The organism is Mycobacterium persicum, from assembly GCF_002086675.1.
In the GTDB taxonomy this organism is placed as follows: Bacteria; Actinomycetota; Actinomycetes; order Mycobacteriales; family Mycobacteriaceae; genus Mycobacterium; species Mycobacterium persicum.
Genome location: NZ_MVIF01000071.1, coordinates 1 through 19,283 on the forward strand (window position 1 = coordinate 1; position 19,283 = coordinate 19,283).

17 protein-coding genes are annotated in these 19,283 nt (G+C 68.0%); 6 read left to right on the forward strand and 11 right to left on the reverse strand.

All coding sequences use genetic code 11. The features are described from left to right. A partial coding sequence (locus BST40_RS19385; protein WP_279629023.1) for a tetratricopeptide repeat protein occupies window positions 1-1,274 on the forward strand: 1,274 nt, incomplete at its 5' end. A gap of 255 nt (window positions 1,275-1,529) precedes the next feature. Here BST40_RS19385 and BST40_RS19390 read toward each other — a convergent pair. Continuing rightward, window positions 1,530-2,390, reverse strand: coding sequence for an endonuclease domain-containing protein (locus BST40_RS19390; protein ID WP_075546293.1), 861 nt, complete (start codon window positions 2,388-2,390; stop codon window positions 1,530-1,532). Window positions 2,391-2,535: 145 nt separating this feature from the next. Here BST40_RS19390 and BST40_RS19395 point away from each other — a divergent pair, with 145 nt between their 5' ends. Next, complete coding sequence (locus tag BST40_RS19395; RefSeq protein WP_083155167.1) at window positions 2,536-3,846, forward strand: DUF1800 domain-containing protein; 1,311 nt, start codon at window positions 2,536-2,538, stop codon at window positions 3,844-3,846. Then, entirely contained in the window at window positions 3,843-5,024 is a 1,182-nt protein-coding gene (locus BST40_RS19400; protein WP_083155168.1) for a DUF1501 domain-containing protein, read from the forward strand. Before BST40_RS19395 ends, BST40_RS19400 begins: the two co-directional genes overlap by 4 nt. Here the strand turns inward: BST40_RS19400 and BST40_RS19405 are convergent. From BST40_RS19405 to fgd, 3 genes are read right to left on the reverse strand one after another with little or no spacing between them, the layout of a single operon-like run. After that, entirely contained in the window at window positions 4,986-6,152 is a 1,167-nt protein-coding gene (locus tag BST40_RS19405; protein ID WP_089025229.1) for an acetate kinase, read from the reverse strand. The two genes, BST40_RS19400 and BST40_RS19405, sit on opposite strands and share 39 nt — an antisense overlap. Continuing rightward, window positions 6,148-8,238: a phosphate acetyltransferase gene (gene pta, locus BST40_RS19410; RefSeq protein WP_083155181.1), complete on the reverse strand. Its 2,091-nt coding sequence runs from the start codon at window positions 8,236-8,238 to the stop codon at window positions 6,148-6,150. The genes BST40_RS19405 and pta overlap by 5 nt, the downstream gene beginning before the upstream one ends. A 7-nt stretch (window positions 8,239-8,245) precedes the next feature. Next, window positions 8,246-9,256 (reverse strand): glucose-6-phosphate dehydrogenase (coenzyme-F420), encoded by a 1,011-nt coding sequence (fgd, locus tag BST40_RS19415; protein WP_075546298.1) that lies wholly within the window; start codon window positions 9,254-9,256, stop codon window positions 8,246-8,248. Window positions 9,257-9,482: 226 nt separating this feature from the next. On the opposite strand from fgd, the gene BST40_RS19420 reads away from it, so the two are divergent. Beyond that, a complete protein-coding gene (locus BST40_RS19420) occupies window positions 9,483-10,247 on the forward strand; it encodes an MBL fold metallo-hydrolase (protein ID WP_075546299.1) in 765 nt (254 codons plus the stop codon). Between the two features lie 135 nt (window positions 10,248-10,382). Here the strand turns inward: BST40_RS19420 and BST40_RS19425 are convergent, their stop codons facing one another. The 6 genes from BST40_RS19425 to BST40_RS19450 form a co-directional block, all read right to left on the reverse strand. Then, on the reverse strand, window positions 10,383-11,066 hold the full coding sequence (locus BST40_RS19425) for a class I SAM-dependent methyltransferase (protein WP_083155184.1): 684 nt from the start codon (window positions 11,064-11,066) through the stop codon (window positions 10,383-10,385). A gap of 99 nt (window positions 11,067-11,165) precedes the next feature. Then, window positions 11,166-12,500, reverse strand: a complete 1,335-nt coding sequence (locus BST40_RS19430) for an NtaA/DmoA family FMN-dependent monooxygenase (protein ID WP_083155187.1) — start codon at window positions 12,498-12,500, stop codon at window positions 11,166-11,168. Next, window positions 12,497-13,615, reverse strand: a complete 1,119-nt coding sequence (locus BST40_RS19435; protein ID WP_075546302.1) for an LLM class flavin-dependent oxidoreductase — start codon at window positions 13,613-13,615, stop codon at window positions 12,497-12,499. The genes BST40_RS19430 and BST40_RS19435 overlap by 4 nt, the downstream gene beginning before the upstream one ends. Continuing rightward, window positions 13,612-14,697, reverse strand: coding sequence for an LLM class flavin-dependent oxidoreductase (locus BST40_RS19440; RefSeq protein ID WP_083155190.1), 1,086 nt, complete (start codon window positions 14,695-14,697; stop codon window positions 13,612-13,614). The genes BST40_RS19435 and BST40_RS19440 overlap by 4 nt, the downstream gene beginning before the upstream one ends. Window positions 14,698-14,704: 7 nt before the next feature. Further along, window positions 14,705-15,628: an SAM-dependent methyltransferase gene (locus BST40_RS19445; protein WP_083155192.1), complete on the reverse strand. Its 924-nt coding sequence runs from the start codon at window positions 15,626-15,628 to the stop codon at window positions 14,705-14,707. 54 nt (window positions 15,629-15,682) lie between these two features. Beyond that, the gene (locus BST40_RS19450) at window positions 15,683-16,054 is read right to left on the reverse strand and encodes a DUF3054 domain-containing protein (RefSeq protein WP_075546305.1); all 372 of its coding nucleotides are present in this window, start codon (window positions 16,052-16,054) and stop codon (window positions 15,683-15,685) included. Window positions 16,055-16,089: 35 nt separating this feature from the next. On the opposite strand from BST40_RS19450, the gene BST40_RS19455 reads away from it, so the two are divergent. Both BST40_RS19455 and BST40_RS19460 read left to right on the forward strand, forming a co-directional pair. Continuing rightward, entirely contained in the window at window positions 16,090-17,277 is a 1,188-nt protein-coding gene (locus BST40_RS19455; protein WP_075546328.1) for an acyl-CoA dehydrogenase, read from the forward strand. Between the two features lie 69 nt (window positions 17,278-17,346). Next, a complete protein-coding gene (locus BST40_RS19460) occupies window positions 17,347-17,973 on the forward strand; it encodes a hypothetical protein (protein ID WP_075546306.1) in 627 nt (208 codons plus the stop codon). 48 nt (window positions 17,974-18,021) lie between these two features. On the opposite strand, the gene BST40_RS19465 is transcribed toward BST40_RS19460, so the two are convergent. Beyond that, window positions 18,022-19,185, reverse strand: coding sequence for a PPE family protein (locus BST40_RS19465; protein WP_083155195.1), 1,164 nt, complete (start codon window positions 19,183-19,185; stop codon window positions 18,022-18,024). Window positions 19,186-19,283: the final 98 nt, after the last annotated feature.

Below are 19,283 nucleotides of genomic sequence, written 5' to 3' on the forward strand. Positions count from 1 at the left end.
ACATCTACACCGTGGGGCGCACCCTGGCAGCGCTCACGCTGAACCTGCCCACCCGCAACGGGCGATACGCCGACGGGCTGCCCGACGACGACCCGGTGCTGGACAGGTACGACTCCTTCGGCCGGTTGCTGCGCCGCGCCATCGACCCCGATCCGCGACGGCGGTTCGCCAACACAGACGAGATGTCGGCGCAGTTGACGGGCGTGTTGCGGGAGGTGGTCGCCGCCGACACCGGGGTGCCCCGGCCCGGGCTGTCGACCATCTTCAGTCCCAGCCGGTCCACCTTCGGCGTGGACCTGCTGGTCGCGCATACCGACGTGTACCTGGACGGCCAGGTCCATGCGGAGAAACTGACCGCCAAGGAGATCGTGACCGCGCTGCAGGTACCGCTGGTCGACCCGACCGACGTCGCGGCCCCGGTCCTGCAGGCCACAGTGCTCTCCCAGCCGGTGCAGACCCTGGACTCACTGCGTGCTGCCCGCCACGGCGCCCTGGACGCGGAAGGTGTCGACCTTTCCGAATCGGTCGAACTGCCGCTGATGGAGGTCCGGGCGCTGCTGGACCTCGGTGATGTCGCCAAGGCCACCCGCAAACTCGACGACCTCGCCGAGCGGGTGGGCTGGCGCTGGCGGCTGATCTGGTACAAGGCTGTCGCCGAGTTGCTCACCGGCGACTACGACTCTGCCATCAAACATTTCACCGAGGTGCTGGACACCTTCCCCGGCGAACTCGCACCCAAACTGGCGCTGGCCGCGACCGCGGAGCTGGCCGGTTACACCGACGAGCACAACTTCTACCAGACGGTGTGGCAGACCAACGACGGCGTGATATCGGCGGCGTTCGGTCTGGCCAGAGCCCTTTCGGCTAAGGGTGATCGAGCCGGCGCGGTGCACACCCTCGACGAAGTGCCGCCCAGCTCAAGGCATTTCACCACCGCCCGGCTGACCAGCGCGGTGACGTTGCTGTCGGGACGGTCGCGCAGCGAAATCACCGAGGATCAGATCCGCGACGCGGCTCGACGAGTGGAGTCGCTGCCACCCACCGAACCGCGCGTGCTGCAGATCCGCGCTTTGGTGCTCGGCGGCGCGATGGACTGGCTGCAGGACAACCAGGCAAGTACTAACCACATACTGGGGTTTCCGTTCACCGATCACGGGCTGCGGCTCGGCGTCGAGGCGGCGTTGCGCAGCCTGGCGCGTATCGCGCCCACGCAGCGGCATCGCTACACCTTGGTGGACATGGCCAACAACGTGCGTCCCACCAGCACGTTCTAGGTTTGCTTGGGGTGCTTCGGCGGCTTGGGTGCTGGACCGGCGTCCGTGCTGGTGTTTCAGTGAGCGGCTACTGCCTCAACATCGGGCTGGGAACTCGAGCGTGCGTCTGTGGCGTCGAGCGTGCGTCTATGGCGTCGAGCGTGCGTCTGTGGCGCAAGAATCGCCCTGATACCGCCCAGGATGCACCGTCGACGCCATGGGCGCACACTGGAAACCCTTACCGCACAACCGAATCCGCTTCGCCATCACCGCGCCTCACCGCACAACCGAACTGCGCTCCGCCACCGCCGCCCGTACCCGGCGCAGGATGTCCGCGGGTCGATCCTCGGCCACCACCCGGATGATGATCCACCCCAACTGCTCGAGCAGCTCGACGCGTCGAATGTCCTTGACATACTGCTGGCGGTCTCGTTGATGATGGTCGCCGTCGTATTCGACGGCGACCATATAGTCCTCCCAGCCGAGGTCGAGGTAGGCAAACGGCATGCCATCGGCTCCCGCTACCGGTATCTGCGTGCGCGGTCGCGGGAATCCCGCATCGATCAGCAGTAGCCGCAGATAGCTTTCCCTCGGTGATTGTGCACCGGGGTCAACGAGCTCCAACGCCGTCTCCAGCTGCCGCAGTCCGCGCGCCCCGGGATGGCGGCCGGCGACGTGCAGCACATCGTCCACCGTGAAACCCGTCGCCCGAGCCAGTGCGTCCAGCCGGACGACGGCCGAGCGGACCGCTCCCCGCCGGCCGATGTCGAAGGCGGTGCGCTCGGGTGTGGTGACCGCGCGCCCGTCAACAGTCTGCATTTCGCCGTCGCCCAGCACGTCGCGGCGCGTGAGCACACCACGCGGCGGCCGGGACTTGACACAAATCAGCTCCACGGGGAAGTCGTCGGGAATCCACCTGGCCCCGTGCACCGCCGCGGCCGCCGCACCCGCAATCACCGCCGAACCGCGCGACCACAGCCAAGCAGCCGCAATCCGCTGCTCGAAAGACAACTGCACCCGTCGCGAAAGGTAGACATTCGGTAGCACTGCCCGGTACTGCGTGCGAAGTTGATGCCGCGTCAAGGCTCCTGACGCCAACAGCGCGCTGCCGAGGAATGGTGCCTGCGAATCCCACATGCCGCAGAGGATGGCACGTCGACCGCCAACAGTGATTCCGCACATCCACAGGTTTGAAAAGCATGAACCGCGCGATCTTGGAGCCAGCCGGCGGCCCACACGGCACACATAGCGAAAACACAGCTTCACCCGTCACAGTTGGAGCATGGCCGGGCAATCCGCGCGGTGGATCACCACGGCCCGAGTCCTGTGCCGGGCCGGGTTCGGGGCAAGCGGCCCCGAGGTGGACGCGGTGGCCGGTCAAGACTGGCCCGCCTACCTCGACGCTGCCCTGGCCGCCGACCCCGACGCGGACCCGGGCGCGCGAGAAACCCCGATGCCGGAACTGGCCACGCCGCGGCCGCCGGGCAAAAGGGCAACACCGGCGGCTCGCGAAGAGTTCACCCGCGAGCTTGCCGAGCAGCAGGCCGAGTTGTCCGGATGGTGGCTGCGCCGCATGGTCGCCGTCCGGCAGCCGCTACGCGAGAAGCTGACCCTGTTGTGGCACAACCACTTTGCAACCTCGGCGCGAAAAGTCCGGGCCCCGGCATATCTGGCAGCGCAAAACCAGAAGCTGCGCACGCTGGCACTGGGCGACTTCCGCACGCTGGCCTACGCCATGCTCACCGACGCCGCGATGCTGCGCTGGCTGGACGGGCAGAGCAATACCGCCAGGGCCGCCAACGAAAACCTGGCCCGGGAATTCATGGAACTGTTCGCGCTGGGCCACGGCAACGGCTACACCGAGGACGACGTGCGAGCCGGCGCCCGCGCGCTGACCGGGTGGGTGATCGGCGCCGACGGTCGGACGTCGATGCTGCCCCGGCGTCACGACTTCACCCCCACGACGCTGTTCGGGATCACCGGCCATTTCGATGCCGCCGGGTTCTGCGACGCGGTGCTGGCCCAGCCGAAGTCCGCGCGGTACGTCGGGGGGCGGCTGTGGCAACAGTTGGCCTCCGACGACCCGCCGTCCCCAGCGGTGCTCGACCGACTGGTCAGCGCCTACGGCACCACGCGCGACCTGCGCGCCCTGACCCGGGCCATACTCACCGACGACGAGTTCACCGGTAGTCGCGCGACGGTCGTCACCACCCCGGTCGAATGGCTGGTGGGCATGATCCGGTCGCTTCGAGTCCCCGTCGACAACCACCTCAAGCTGATCGAGGCGACACTCAAAGCACTGGGACAACGGCCGTTCTTCCCCCCGGACGTCGCCGGCTGGCCGCGGGGCCAGGTGTGGCTGTCCACCGCGTCCGCCGCGACGCGCCTGCGCGTCGCCCAGCACCTGGCGAACAGGGCCGACCTGTCGACCGTCGAAAACACCGCGGCGCAAGACCGCATCGAGGCCGTCGGCTATCTGATCGGCGTGGGCGCGTGGACCGACCGCAGCGCCCGCGCGCTCGGGCCGCTGGTGCGCCGCCCACCCCAGCTGGTCGCCGCCGCGGTCAACACACCGGAATACCTGACGTCATGATCACCCGCCGCAGGTTCTTGATCGCCAGCGCCGGCGCCGGCGCGGCCGGTCTGCTCTCCGGAGCGGTGGCGGTCAGCTGGCGCGATCTGCAGCACGCGGCCTACGACCGGCCGTTGCCCGACGACGCCGGCGTGCTGGTCATCGTCACGCTCTACGGCGGCAACGACGGGATCAACACCGTAATTCCCTACGCCGACAACGCATACCACGATGCCCGTCCCGAACTAGCTTACGCTGCAAGCGACGTCGTGCAGCTGGACGCGCAGCTGGGACTCAATCCGGGATTGCGGGGTCTGGCGCAACTATGGCAGCAGCGGCAGCTCGCGATCGTGCGCGGCGTCGGCTATCCAAAGCCCGACCACAGCCACTTCCGGTCCATGGACATTTGGCAGAGCGCATCGCCGGCCGAACCGGTCTCGTCGGGCTGGATCGGTCGCTGGCTCGACGCCACCGGAGATGATCCGCTGCGCGCGGTCAACATCGGTGCCGTCCTGCCCCCGCTGGCGGTGGGCGAAAAGCACACCGCCGCAGCGCTTTCGACCGCCGCGGCGGAGAAAGCCGCGGATAGGTTTGACGCGACGATGCAGGCGCTGAGCGCGACAGATCCGAACGACACCCCGGCGATGGCGGCGGTTTCCAGAGCCTATCGCGACGCGCGCACCACCGACGCGGCGTTCGCGTCCATCAAGCCGGAAAGCGCCCACAATTCGCTGGCCACCCAGCTGAACATGGTGGCCGCCGCGATCAAGGCGCGGGTGCCCACGCGCGTCTACACCGTGCAGCTCGGCGGATTCGACACTCACGCCGACGAACGCGACACCCAGCAGCGGCTCTTGCAGACGTTCGACGAGGCCGTCACCGGATTCCTGCGCGACATGGCCGGTGATCGCTGCGGCCGCAACGTCGTCGTCCTGGCGTATTCGGAGTTCGGCCGCCGAGTCGCCGCCAACGCTTCCCAGGGCACCGATCACGGCACGGCCGGGCCGGTCTTCGTCGCGGGGGTACCGGTCAACGGCGGCTACTACGGCGACGAGCCCGGTCTCACCGACCTCGACCACGGAGACCTCAAGGCCACCACCGACTTTCGCGACATCTACTACGAGCTGCTGGTACACACCCTCGGCGCCGACCCGACACCGTCAGTCGGAACCGGGCGGACGAGCCTCGGCTTCCTGTAAGCAGTCCCGGGCGATCGCCAATTCCTCGTTGGTCGGGATCACCAGTACCGCGATCGGCGAGCCGTCCGTCGAGATCTGCCGGGCCCCGCCCGCCGAAGCGGCGTTGCGCCCCGCGTCGAGTTCGATGCCCAGCTCAGCCATTCCGGCGAGCGCGTCCCGGCGCACCGAGCTGTCGTGCTCGCCGATCCCCGCGGTGAACGTCAGCACGTCGGTGTGTCTCAGCACCGCCAGGTAAGCACCGATGTACTTGCGCAACCGGTGGATGAATACATCGTAGGCCAATCGCGCTGCACGGTCGCCTTTTTCGATCATCTGGCGCAGCCGGCGGAAATCGCGCTCACCGGCCAGTCCCAACATCCCCGACCGGTGGTTGAGCATCGACTCGATCTCGTCCACACCCATGTTCGCGTTGCGCCACAAGTACCACATGATGCTGGGATCCACATCACCGCTGCGGGTACCCATCACCAAACCCTCCAGCGGAGTCAGGCCCATGGAGGTGTCTACCGGTCGCCCGGCGGCGATCGCCGACGCCGACGCACCGTTACCCAGGTGCAGCACAATCTGATTCAGGGATTCCAGCGGCCGGCCCAGGAAGGCGGCCGCGCGCTCGCTGACGTAGCGGTGCGAGGTGCCGTGAAATCCGTAGCGGCGGATCTGCCACGTCTGGGCCAGGTCCCGGTCGATCGCATAGGTAGCCGCTTCGGCGGGCAGGTCATGGAAAAACGCCGTGTCGAACACCGCGACATGCGGGACGTCGGCCAGCATGGTGCGCGCCACCTTGATGCACAGCACCGCGGGCGGGTTGTGCAGCGGCGCCAACGCCGACAACTCCTCGAGCCGGGCTACCACCGCATCGTCGAGCACTGTCGGCCGGTGAAAGTCCCTGCCGCCGTGCACCACCCGGTGTCCGACCGCCACCAGGCCACAGGTCCGCACGTCAATGCCGTCCTCGGACAGCATGTCGAACGCCCGATGCAGCGCTGTGTCGTGGTCGGGCACCGAGGACGACGATTCGCCAATCCGCTCGATATTGCCGGCCGCCCGTGAAATGCCGGACACCGGATCGATCAACTGAAACTTCAGCGACGACGAGCCGGAATTGAGCACCAGCACCAACCGGTTAATGGCCATCGTCGATCCCCTGCGCCTGAATTGCGGTAATGGCAACCGTGTTGACAATGTCCTCGATCAGCGCCCCGCGTGACAGGTCGTTCACCGGCTTGCGCAGGCCCTGGAGCACCGGGCCGATCGCGATGGCTCCCGCCGAACGCTGCACCGCCTTGTAGGTGTTGTTGCCGGTGTTGAGGTCGGGAAAGATCAACACCGTCGCCCGGCCGGCCACCGGCGAGTCATGCATCTTGGCGGCTGCGACCGCGGGGTCGACGGCGGCGTCGTATTGGATGGGCCCCTCGACCAACAGCTGCGGCTCCCGTGAGCGAACCAACTCCGTTGCCGTCCTGACCTTTTCAACGTCGGCCCCGGCCCCTGAGGCACCGGTGGAGTAGGACAGCATAGCCACCCGCGGTTCGATGCCGAACTGCGCGGCGGTGCGAGCCGAGCAGATGGCGATATCGGCCAGCTGCTCGGGCGTCGGGTTCGGCACGATCGCGCAGTCACCATAGGCCAGCACCCGATCGGGCAGGCACATCAGAAAGATGCTGGACACCGTGGAGATGCCCGGGGCCGTTCTGATGATCTCCAGCGCCGGGCGCACGGTGTGCGCCGTGGTGTGAGCGGCTCCGGACACCATGCCGTCGACATGGGAGTTGTAAACCAGCATGGTGCCGAAATACGATACGTCACAAATGATTTCACGGGCCAGCTCAGCGGTGATGCCGTGCGACTTCCGCAACTCGGCGTATTGCTCGGCGAAGTGGTCGCACAGCGGGCTGGTGCGCGGGTCGAGTACCTCGGCCTGACCCAGATCCACACCGAGTTCGGCGGCGCGCAGCCGGATCTGAGCCTCCTCGCCGAGGATCGTCAGGTCGGCGATGCCGCGCTGCAGCAGGCGGCCGGCGGATTTGAGGATGCGGTCGTCGTCACCTTCGGGAAGCACGATGTGTTTGCGATCCGACCGGGCCCGCTGCTGCAGACCATAGGTGAACATCTGCGGTGTGGTGATGGTCGGGATCGGGATGGCAAGGTGGGTCATCAAATCGGCGGCATCGACGTGGCGGTCCATCAGCTCCAGCGCGGTGTCGATCTTGCGCTGCGAGGTTGCGGTGAGCCGGCCGCGAGCCGCCGCGGCGGCGCTGGCCGTCTCGTAGGTACCCAGCGTGGTGGCGATGATCGGCAACCTCAGCCGCAGCCCCGACACCAGCGCCGCGATCGACGGATGCAGGTCGAACCCACCGTTGAGCACGATGCACGACAGCGACGGAAAGCCTTCGGCCGCATGGGCGCTGGCGACCGCGAGCACCACGTCCGAACGATCGCCCGGGGTGATCACCGCCATGCCGTCGCGCAGCCGCTCCAGCACGTGGTCGGCGGTCATCCCGGCCACCAGCACGTCCATCACCTCGCGACTGCGCAGCGGCGTCTCACCGCTGATCGCGGTCCCGTTGACCGCCTTCTCCAACTCGGCCACCGTCGGCGCCGACAGCAGCGGCTCTTCGGGCAGCACATAGCTGGGCGGGCCGACACCCCGCAGCGCTTCGCCCACCGCCGCCAGCTCCGCCGGGTCGCAGCGGTTGGCCACCACCGCCGCGGTGTGCGCGTGGTGGGCCGACAACTCGGCCAGACACACCCCGACGACGCTGAGCACCTGGTCGGCGGTGCGCCCCCTGGCGCTGACCGCCAACAGCACCGGCACACCGAGATTGACCGCGATCCGGGCGTTGACCGACAGTTCGGTGGGGGTGGCGACGTCGGTGTAGTCGCTGCCGACGATCACCACCGCGTCGCAGTTGTGCGCCATCGCGTGATACGCCGCGACGATGTCGGTGATCGCGGTGTCGGTGTCGGCGTGCAGGTATTGGTAGGTCACGCCCACGCATTGCTCGTAGGGCAGGCCCGCGGTGGTGTGCTCCAGCAGCAGTTCCAGGAGGTAGTCGCGCGCACCGGCTGTTCGGGTAAGTGGCCGGAACACACCGACTCTGGCGACCGTCGCGGTCAACCGGTGCAGAATCCCCAGCGCGATCGTCGCCTTACCGGACGCAGGTTCGGGCGCACCGATGTAAATCGCGGTGGTACCAAGGGAGCTGGAGGACACCTGCCGTTCAGCCCAGCCGTCGCAGCCGGGGCGCCAGGTCCGTTTCGAACAGCTGCAGGAACCGGCGCTGGTCGTGCCCGGGCGCGTGGAACACCAGGTGGTTGAGGCCCCACGTCACGTACTGGCCCACCTTCTCGACGGCCTCGTCCGGGTCGGAGGCCACGATCCAGCGCTTGGCGATCTGCTCGATCGGCAGGGCATCGGCGGCCTTCTCCATCTCGATCGGGTCGTCGATGCTGTGCTTCTGCTCGGCGGTCAGCGACAGCGGCGCCCAGAACCGGGTGTTCTGCAAGGCCAGCTCGGGGTCTGGGTCGTAGGAGATCTTGATTTCGATCATCTTGTCGATGTCGTCGGCGTCGCGGTTGGCCGCGGCCGCCCCGTCCAAGACGCCCGGAATCAGCTTTTCGGTGTAGAGCTCTTCGCCCTTGCCCGACGTGCAGATGAAACCGTCGCCGGCGCGTCCGGCGTATTTGGCCACCGCCGGACCGCCGGCGGCGATGTAGACCGGCACGCCGCCCTCGGGCACGTCGTAGATCGAAGCACCCTTGAGCCGGTAGTACTCGCCGTCGAAATCCACCCGGTCGCCGCGCCATAGTTCACGCATCAGCCGCACCGATTCGCGCAGCCGGGCGAACCGTTCCTTGAACTCCGGCCAGACCCCCTCGTATCCGGTGGCGATCTCGTTCAGCGCCTCGCCGGTGCCCACACCGAGGAAGACCCGCCCCGGGTACAGGCAGCCCATGGTGGCGAAGGCCTGCGCGATGACCGCGGGGTTGTAGCGGAAGGTCGGCGTGAGCACCGAAGTGCCCAGAAACAGCCGTTGAGTGCGTTCGCCGACCGCGGTCATCCAGGACAACGAGAACGGCGCGTGCCCGCCCTTGTGGCGCCACGGCTGGAAATGGTCACTGACCGTGGCGCTGTCCATGCCGTGTGCTTCTGCGGCGACGGCAAGCTCGACGAGCTCGCGGGGGGCGAATTGCTCAGCCGATGCCTTGTATCCGAGTTTGAGTTCAGCCACTCGTTCTTTCTACTCCTGCACCCGAGGAGCCGGTGTTGGCGCCGCACCGAAACCAGGTGTGAGCGCTGCGGCCGAATAGCGACCAGATTAGCCTCGATTGCGGCCCTGTAACGGCCCAGCGCCGGGTCTGGCCGTGGCGAAAATCGGTTGTTGACGCTCAAACGCGTTGCAGCCGTTAAGCTGACCGCGGTTATCGGGCTGGCAATGCCTTGATGTAGGAGAAGACATGGCCCACCAGCTGAAGACGGAGCTTGTTCAGGTTACCGACAAGGTTCACCTCGCCCATGGGCACGCGGTCAACTGGGTGCTGGTGACCGACGACACCGGGGTGATGTTGATCGACGCGGGTTATCCCGGCGATCGCGAGGAGGTGCTGGGGTCGCTGCGCCTGCTGGGCTATCAGCCCGGGGATGTGCGCGCAATTCTGCTGACCCACGCGCACATCGACCACTTGGGCACCGCGATCTGGTTCGCCCGCGAGCATCACACCCCGGTGTACTGCCATGCCGACGAGGTCGGGCACGCCAAGCGCGAGTACCTGGAGCAGGTGTCGATACTCGATATCGCACTGCGCATCTGGCGCCCCCGCTGGGCGGTGTGGACCGTTCATGTGGTGCGCAACGGCGGACTGGTCCGTGATGGCATTCCGACGACACGGCCATTGACCGCCGAGGTGGCCGCGGGGCTGCCGGGCCAACCGATGGCGATCTTCACTCCCGGACACACCAACGGGCATTGCTCGTATCTGGTCGACGGCGTACTGGCCAGCGGCGACGCCCTGATCACCGGCCATCCCCTGCTGCGTCGCGGCGGGCCGCAGCTGCTGCCGGCGGTGTTCAGCTACAGCCAGCAGAACTGCATCCGCAGCCTGTCGGCGCTGGCGCTGCTAGAAACCGAGATCCTGGCGCCCGGCCACGGTGAGCTGTGGCGCGGCCCGATCCGCGCGGCCACCGACGAGGCCCTGCAGCGAGCGGCAGCGTCCGCCCGCTGACCAGGGCTGAGCGGCTCACTCCGCCATGTCGCCCGCCGCGAACCAGACGCTCTCGCAGGACATTTCCACGTCGCAAAACAATTGCTCATAAGTCACTTCCCTCACCTCCTTCCCGATTCAAGGACGACGCGGTTTTCAGCGTCGCTTCGCCAGCAACCACCGGGTCGAATTCGGCGCGGCGGTCATCAGGGTGAGCCCGGCCGCCGTCAGCTCGTCCCGCACGGTTGCCGGGCTGACGCGCTGCAGCACCAGCGACTGGTGCCATCGCTGGCCATCGGCCGTCAAGGTGAACTCACCCGTGACGATGCCGCCGGCGTTGGAGTGGATCGTCAGGGTCGCTTCTGCTCCGTCGAAAGCCAAGGTCTTGGTCCAGCCCTGCTGCCGGGACGCCAACATCGAGGGCGGCACCCATTCGATGATGGCCTGGCCGGTCGGCGCGAGGTGGTGCGCAACCGTTGCCAGCATCGATCTGCGCAGCTGGGCGTCCGGGTAGTTGATCAGATTGGAGACCAGCAGCACGGCATCGAACTTCTCGGCCAGCCGGACGTCCTCGATGCGGGCCTGAATCACTCGGGCGCGGCGGATGTGCGCGAGCATCTCGGGCGAGTCGTCGACGGCCGTGACCCGGTGACCGAGCGCGGCCAGAGCGTCGGCGATACGCCCGGTGCCGGCGCCCAGCTCCAGCACCGAACTGCTGGGTGCCAGCAGCGACCGAATGCGCTCGATTTCGCCCAGTGACGGCATCCGCCGGTAGATTTCGACCGCGCTGCCGTCCTGTGTCACCACACTGACACCGGGTATCGTTGCGCTGCTTAACATTTAGGTAACTTTCCGTCAGGTCGTGCATATTGTCAACCCTGGTTGTCGATGTACTATAACGCCATGGCGGCGCCGGCAATCGCCGCGTTTGCGGAATCCTTACACCCGCGAACCCGGCCCCAGGCCCAGATGCGCACGCAGCGTCGCACCGGCGTACTCGGTGCGGAACACGCCGCGCTCCTGCAACAGCGGCACCACCCAATCGACGAATTCGTCCAGTCCGTGCGGTGTCAGATGCGGCACCAGGATGAACCCGTCACAGGCGTCGGCCTGGACGTAGCGGTCGATTTCGTCGGCAATGTGCGCGGGACTGCCGACAAACTGCTGGCGGCTGGTGACGGCGATGACCAGTTCCCGGATCGAGAGGTTCTCCGCGGTGGCCTTATCCCGGTACCGCCGTGCCAGCGCAACGGAATCCACGTGGCGAACACGGCCCTGGCTGATGGCGCCGTCGGCGATCGGCTCCACATCGGGCAACGGGCCATCGGGGTCGTAGTCCGACAGGTCACGGCCCCACACCTGCTCGAGCATCGCGATCGCGGTGGCGCCGCTGACCTGTTGCCGGCGGATGTGTCGCGCCTTGTCCTGCGCCTCGGCATCGGTGTCCGCGATGACGACGGTCGCCGCCGGAAACACCTTGAGCTGGTTGGGGTCCCGGCCGTAGGAGCGGGCCCGGCCCTTCATGTTTGCGTAGTAGCGCTGACCGTCGTGCAGGGACGTGTGCAGGGTGAACACGGCGTCGGCATGGCGGGCTGCGAATGCCCGTCCCTGCGCGGAGTCGCCGGCTTGCAGCAGCACCGGATCCCCCTGCGGTCCCGCCGGAAGGGTGGCGAAACCGCCCACCTCGAAGTGGCTGCCCGAGTATTCGACGCGGCGGATTCGGTCCGGGTCGAGGTAGACGCCGCTCTCGACGTCAGCCGGCACCGCGCCGGGTGCCCAGCTGTCCCAGAACTTTCGGGCGACGGCGAGGAACTCCTCGGCCCGCGCGTATCGGTCGGCATGGTCGAGAAAGCCGCCGCGGCGAAAGTTGGCGCCGGTGAACGCGTCCGACGAGGTGACGATGTTCCAGCCGGCCCGGCCGTCGGACAGGTGGTCGAGCGTGGCGAATTGCCTTGCCACTTCGAATGGTTCGTTGAACGTGGTGTTGATGGTCCCGGTCAGGCCGATCCGGTCGGTGACGGCGGACAGCGCCGCCAGCACGGTGAAAGTGTCCGGCCGGCCTACCACGTCCAGGTCGTAGATCCGGCCCCGGTGCTCCCGTAACCGCAGCCCCTCGGCCAGGAAGAAGAAGTCGAACAGACCACGTTCGGCGGTGCGGGCCAGGTGCACGAAGGAGTCGAATTCGATCTGGCTGCCGGCACTCGGATCGGTCCACACCGTGGTGTTGTTCACCCCCGGGAAGTGGGCCGCGAGGTGAATGGACTTGCGGTTCATGAGGTTAGCCCCCAATGCCGCGCGATCAATTCATGCGAGCGCAGCCGATCCCGGTGCCGGTGCGTCACCGAGGTGATGACGAGTTCGTCGGCGCCGGTGATCCGTTGCAGTGCGCGCAACCGCTGCGCGACCTGGTCCGGGTTTCCGACGAATTGCGTTGCCAGCCGGTCGATGACCACGGCGCGCTGCTGGTCGGTCAGCGGAGCGCAATCGGCCGGGTCGGGATAGGGGATAGCCCCGCCGCCCGCCCGGATGGAGTACACCCAGTGGCCGTAACTGGATGCCAGCCGCTGGGCGGTGTCGGAGTCGTCGGCGACCACGACGTCCGCCGACACCACGACATAGGGCCGCGGCAGATACGCCGACGGCACGAAGGCGGCGCGGTAGGCGTCGACGGCGTCCAGCGCGGTGGCCGGGGTGAGGTGATAGCTGGCCACAAACGGCAATCCCAACGCACCCGCCAACGCGGCACTGCGCCCCTTGCTGCTGCCGAAGATCCATGGGGTCAGCGCGGCCCCTTCGCCGGGCACCGCGTGCACGTCGAAGCCGTCCACCCGATAGCCGCCGGCCAGCATGGCGATGATGTCGCCGACCTGCTCGGCGACGTCGGGTGCGACCGCCTCGGGCTGCTGCAGGATCGCCATGGTGGCTTGCACCCGGCCGCTTGCCAGCAGGGTGCGCAGGTCGAACGGCGGCGGAATCACCACACCGTCGACCTCGCGCCATTGCGCCGGCGGTCGCGGTACCCGAGGTTTGGCCGGGTCCCGCGGCGTGACGCCGCGTCGCTGCGCGGACCGGCCCAGGCCCAGATCGATGCGACCGGGATAGAAAGCGTCGAGCATGCCGAAGCTCTCGACCACCGCGGCAGCGGTGGTGTGGCTGAGCTGGACCGCGGCCGACCCTACCCGAATCCGGTTGGTGGCCGCGGCAATTTGACCGATCAGCACCGCCGGTGCGGCGCTGGCGACCGCGACGAAGTGATGCTCGGCGACCCAGAACCGGCGATAGCCCCAGCGCTCGGCGTGCTGAGCCAGCTCGACGGTGTTGCGCAGCGCCGTCGCCGCGTCGCTGCCGGCGCTGATCGGCGACAGGTCCAAGACCGACAGCGGGATCACCGGCTCACCGCCGCATATCGGTTGGGTGCGGCCGGCAGGCCGAGTCGCTGGCGCAGCGTCTCGGTGTCGCGATAACGCGTCCGGAACCGGCCGGCACGCTGCAGCAGCGGCACCACTTCGTCGACGATCACCGGAAGATCGAAAGCGTTCACCGCGGGCCGCAGCCGCGCACCGTCAACGCCGTGGCGCTGCCAATGCAGCAGCAGCTCAACCAAATCCGATGCGTCGCCCGTCCAGACGAGTGCGTCGGAGCGGAAGTCGCCGGCATCGTGGAAGCAAACCACCACGTCGGCAAACACTTTCAGCTGCCCGCCGGCGGCGCGCACGTCGTCGAGGATGCTCGGCAGCGATTGGTCGGTCGGCGTGATGAAGACGATATCTGCTGCGGCGGCCGCGAATTCATAGACGGGCACCGCGTGCGCCAGCGCGGCCACCACCGGCTGACCCTGCGGCGGCCGCGGGGTTATCGACGGCCCCTTGACCGCGAAGTACTTTCCGGCGAAGTCGACGTAATGCAATTTGTCCCGGTCGATGTAGCGCCCGGTGGCCGCGTCGCGGATCACCGCGTCGTCTTCCCAGCTGTCCCAGAGCCGGCGCACCACCTCGACGTAATCCCGGGCTTCGTCGAACAATTCGGCGGGGTTCACCGAGCGGCGGCCGAACAGGGCCGCCTCGTGGGTGGTGACACTGACCCTGGGCTGCCAGCCGGCCCGGCCGTGCGACACAAAGTCAAGCGTGGCAATGGCTTTCGAAACGTGGAAGGGCTCGGTGTGGGTGATCGTGGCCACCGGGACCAGACCGATGTGCCGGGTCACGGGCGCGACGCGGGCCGCGACCAGCACGGCGTCGGCGCGGCCGGCCAGCCGCCGCGGATCGATTCGCTCGCGGCGGCCCGGCTGTGGCATCAACGTGTCGTCGATGGTCAGAAAGTCGAGCAGGCCGCGTTCGGCGGTGACCGCCACGTCGGCCCAGTAACCGCCGCTGAGCACCGACCGGGAGTCGACCGCCGCGGTTGTCCGCCAGGCTTGCGGGTGCCAGCCGTACCCGTCCAGCGCGACCGCCAGATGCAGCAGATCCGTCATGTCAGCCCTACACCCGTGTCGCGGTGACATACCTGGGGGTGATCGCCACGTCTCGGGGCCGCACACTCCAGTGGCCCGGCATTCCCATCGCGGCGAACAGCTCGACGACGTCGCGTTCCACCGTCTTCCAGCCATTGGATGCCAACCATTCCGGCAGATAACGGTATTCACCCGGATACGTCAGCGCGGCCAGGTCCACGTCCAGGCCGAACCTTCGCCAGCGGTCGACGAAAGCCCGTCCCGCCTTCTGCTGTAACGGTGTCCAGGTGGGCATGTGATCGGCGGCGAACCGGCTGCCGACCGCGCTCACCGCGGTGAGGTCGTTCAGCAACCGCTGCTGCCCGCCGGGCGGTAGGTAGCCCACGAGCAGGTTCTCGGCAATCCACACCGTGGGCTGGTCCGCGTCGAAACCGACCCGCCACAAGGCCGCGAGCCAATCCTGACGAAGGTCGATGCCGACCGCACGGCGGTGCGCGGTCGGCTTGACGCCCAGCCCGTGCAACAAGCCAGTCTTGAATTCGATCACCCGGGGCTGGTCTATCTCGTACACCGTCGTTCCCGGCGGCCACCACAGCCGATACGCCCGGGCGTCCAGGCCCGACCCCAGGATCACCGCCTGACGAATCCCCGCCCGGCCCGCCTCGGCAAGGAAACCGTCGAGGAACCGGGTGTGCGTCACCAGAATGTCGATGAGTCCGGCCGTTGTCCGGTTGTCGGCCGAGTCGGCTTGGTTGTCCTGGTCGGCCTCGCCCAGATCTCCGTCGATAATCCGGGTGAAGTACGGCACTCCCGCGGCGCGAACCAACGGTTCGGCGAATGGGTCGTTGAGCAACCCGGCGCCGGCGGCGACGGCCCTGGCGGTGGCGCCGAAGGTGGCGGTCACCCCGACGCCGGTGGCCGGATCCCAGTCGTCGTCATCGGTGCGTACCATCGCGCCTCACCTTGCTGCGCCTCGTCGCGCCTCGTCAAGCCTCGTCAAGCATCGTCACCGGCGGCGCAGCAGCAGCCCGGCGGCCGCACGCCAACCGAGCAACAACACCCCGGTGACCGACGAGGCGACCACGACGAAACTCACCGCCACACCGGCCGAACTGGCCTTGCGCAACACCATGCCGACCGCGACGGTGCCGATCCACACCGTCACCCCGGTGGGTATCACGCTGGTGGGCCGTCGCCAACCACGCGACACCAGCCATCCCGCAAGGGTCCCGCTGAGGAACGGCCATGCCGTCGTCGCGACGCCGCCGACACTGATGCCCTCGGCATGGCTGCGGCGCCCGAGAGCGCAGAAGATCAGGACGGCGACCACGTCGGTGGCCAACGAGCTCAGCCAGCAGAGCCTGTGCGGCGGTTGCATGCAGCGAGATTACCGGGCCGGGCAGGATGGGGTTCATGAGCACTGACACACCGCCCGCCTTCGACCGCTACGACCCGCTCGGGCTGGACGCGTCGCTGTCCCCCGACGAGCTCGCGGTGCGCGACACCGTCCGCCAATTCTGCGCCGAGCACGTGACACCGTTCGTCACCGAGTGGTTCGAGGACGGCGACCTGCCGGTGGCCCGCGAACTGGCCAAGCAGTTCGGCCAACTCGGCCTGCTGGGAATGCATTTGCACGGCTACGGATGTGGGGGCTCGTCGGCGGTCCACTACGGCCTGGCCTGCCTGGAGCTGGAAGCCGCCGATTCCGGCATCCGGTCGCTGGTGTCGGTGCAGGGTTCGCTGGCGATGTTCGCGATCTGGCACCACGGCTCCGAGGAGCAGAAGCAGCAATGGCTGCCCGGCATGGCGGCCGGTGAGCTGGTCGGCTGCTTCGGGCTGACCGAACCCGACGCCGGGTCCGACCCGGCCGCCATGAAGACGCGGGCCCGACGTGATGGCTCGGATTGGCTGCTCGACGGGCGAAAGATGTGGATCACCAACGGTTCGGTCGCTGACGTGGCGATCGTATGGGCCGGCACCGACGAGGGGATCCGCGGCTTTGTCGTGCCCACCGACGCCCCGGGCTTTGCCGCCAACACCATTCACCACAAGCTCTCGCTGCGGGCGTCGATCACCAGCGAGTTGGTGCTCGACAGCGTCCGGTTGCCCGCAGAAGCGATGCTGCCCAACGCTATTGGACTCCGGGCGCCGCTGGCGTGCCTGTCCGAGGCGCGTTACGGAATCGCCTGGGGCGCAATGGGCGCGGCGCGCTCGGCGTGGCAGTCCGCGCTGGACTATTCGATGCAGCGCACCCAATTCGGTCGTCCCATCGCCGGATTCCAGTTGACTCAGGCGAAGCTCGTCGACATGGCCGTGGAACTGCACAAGGGCCAGCTGCTCGCGCTGCACCTCGGACGGGTCAAAGACCGTGTCGGCCTGCGTCCCGAACAGGTCAGTTTCGGCAAGCTCAATAACACCCGCGAAGCGATCGAGATCTGCCGGACCGCGCGGACGATCCTGGGCGGCAACGGAATATCGCTGGAGTACCCGGTGATCAGGCACATGGTCAACCTGGAATCGGTGCTGACCTACGAGGGCACCCCCGAGATGCACCAGCTGGTCCTCGGCCAGGCCTTCACCGGCCTGGCGGCATTCCGCTGACCCGGCGCCGGCGGGCCCTGTTGTCGAATCTAGCCCACCCGTGGCGCCGGGACAGGAGATGATGGGCTTATGTCACACCGGATCGTCATCGCCGTCGCTGTGTTCGGACTGTCCGTGAGCGCCCTGGCGGTATCCTCCACGGCCGCCGCCGATCCCACCGTCACCCTGCCGCCGATGACCTCGACCGGCAGCGGACCGAACATCGGTGGCGGCGGCGCAGCGCCGGGCGTTTCGCAGCAATTGACCGGTCTCACCAACCCGAACGTCCAAGAGGTCGACGGTTCGGACGCGGCGCAGTTCATCACCGCGGCCGCCGCGGTGACCGACCCGCAGCTGGCCGCCCCCTTCGTGCTGTTACGCCGCGTGCTGGCCTGCCAGAGCAACGGCGCGGGATCGGGCTCCCCGTTCGCGGCACGCGCCTACCGACGCGCCGACGGGCAATGGGGAGGCGCGATGTTGGTCACGGCCAAGAGCACCACTCCCAACGTCGACGCGTTGGTCAGCTGCGTCAAGACCAATTGGCGCCGGTCGACGGCGGGCGGCGAAAACGCCATGTGCAACAACGGCTGGACCACCCCAACCGACGGCGATCTGCGGCGCACCGAGGTCTACTACATCTTGCTCGCCGGCACGGCCGCGGATTTCTGCACCGCACTCAACGCCAGATACGCGGACAACGCAAGCGGCTGGCCGTGAGCTAGATTTCGTCGCCCGGTCCGTCATGACACACCGGACCCGGCGGGCTCATCCGCCGAACAGCGGGCGCGGCATCACCGTGGGGGCCGCCCCGGCCCGCGACGTCGCGCTGTTCAGGCCGCTCCCGCCACCGCGGCCGGGCATTCCGGCAACAGGCAACCCACCCAACAGGTTTCCGCTCCCAGCTGACTGGGCCACCGGAACAGCGGCGGCGCCGCTGAACGGCGCGGCCGCGGGGCTGGCCGTCATCGCGGCCGAGGCCCAACTCGGCGGCACCGACAACGGTCCCAGCGACGCGGCCTTGCCCACTTCGGCCGCGATGGCCGAGGGTATGCCCGCCGTGAACAGCCCTGCCGCCGGCGCCGCCGCTCCGACACCGGACAGTGCCGAGCCCAGGGTCGCGGCTTCGCTCGCCACCACGGTGGTAGACGAGCCAAGAAGCTTTGCCACCGAGCTCACCGAGGACATTGCCGACATCGTCGAACTCATCGTCGAGGCGGCCGCACTGGCGGGCGACGTCAACGAGGACAGCAGGCTCAGGCATTCCGCGAAGGTCCACCCGGAGGTCGACGCCGCGACCGGCTGTGCAAGTTGCTGCAACGCCAGGGGCACCGTCGAGACAGCGCTGAGCGTCGCGGCGTTGACCGCCTTCCCGGCGGCCGCGGCCTGGTCGGCCAGCCCGGCCGGATTCGTCATCTCGGGGGGCGGCGCGAAACCCGTCAAGGTCGACGCCGCGGCCGCAGCACCGGCATAGCCATACATGGCGGCGGCATCTTGGGCCCACATCTCCCCGTATTCGGCTTCCACGGCCGCGATCGCGGGAGTGTTGACACCCAGCACGTTGGTCGCGCTCAGCAGCATCAGCAAGGCACGGTTGGCCGCGATCACCGGTAGCGGCACAACAGCCGCGCGCGCCGTTTCGAAGGCGCTCGCGGCCGCCCGCGCCTGAACAGCGCTCTGCCGGGCGAGGTCCGCGGTCGCTGTCAGCCACGCCAGGTAGGGCCCCATCGCCGTCGCCATCGCCCCCGCTGCCTGGCCTATCCAGGTTTGGCCGGTGACGGCCGCGATGGTCGCGGCGCAGGAATTCGCCGCGCAGTAGAGCTCGTCGGCTACCGCTTCCCACGCCGCCGCAGCAAGCAGCAGCGACCCCGCTCCCGGACCGGCGTACATTCTTGCCGAAGTGACTTCGGGCGGCAAAGCACCGAAATCCATTTCTCTTGACCTCCAACTCAATTGGCTCTACGCGCATTGCGATGAACATCAGATGCGCTGCCGCTCAGCAGCTTTGACTCCTGAGGCGCCGGCGAAAA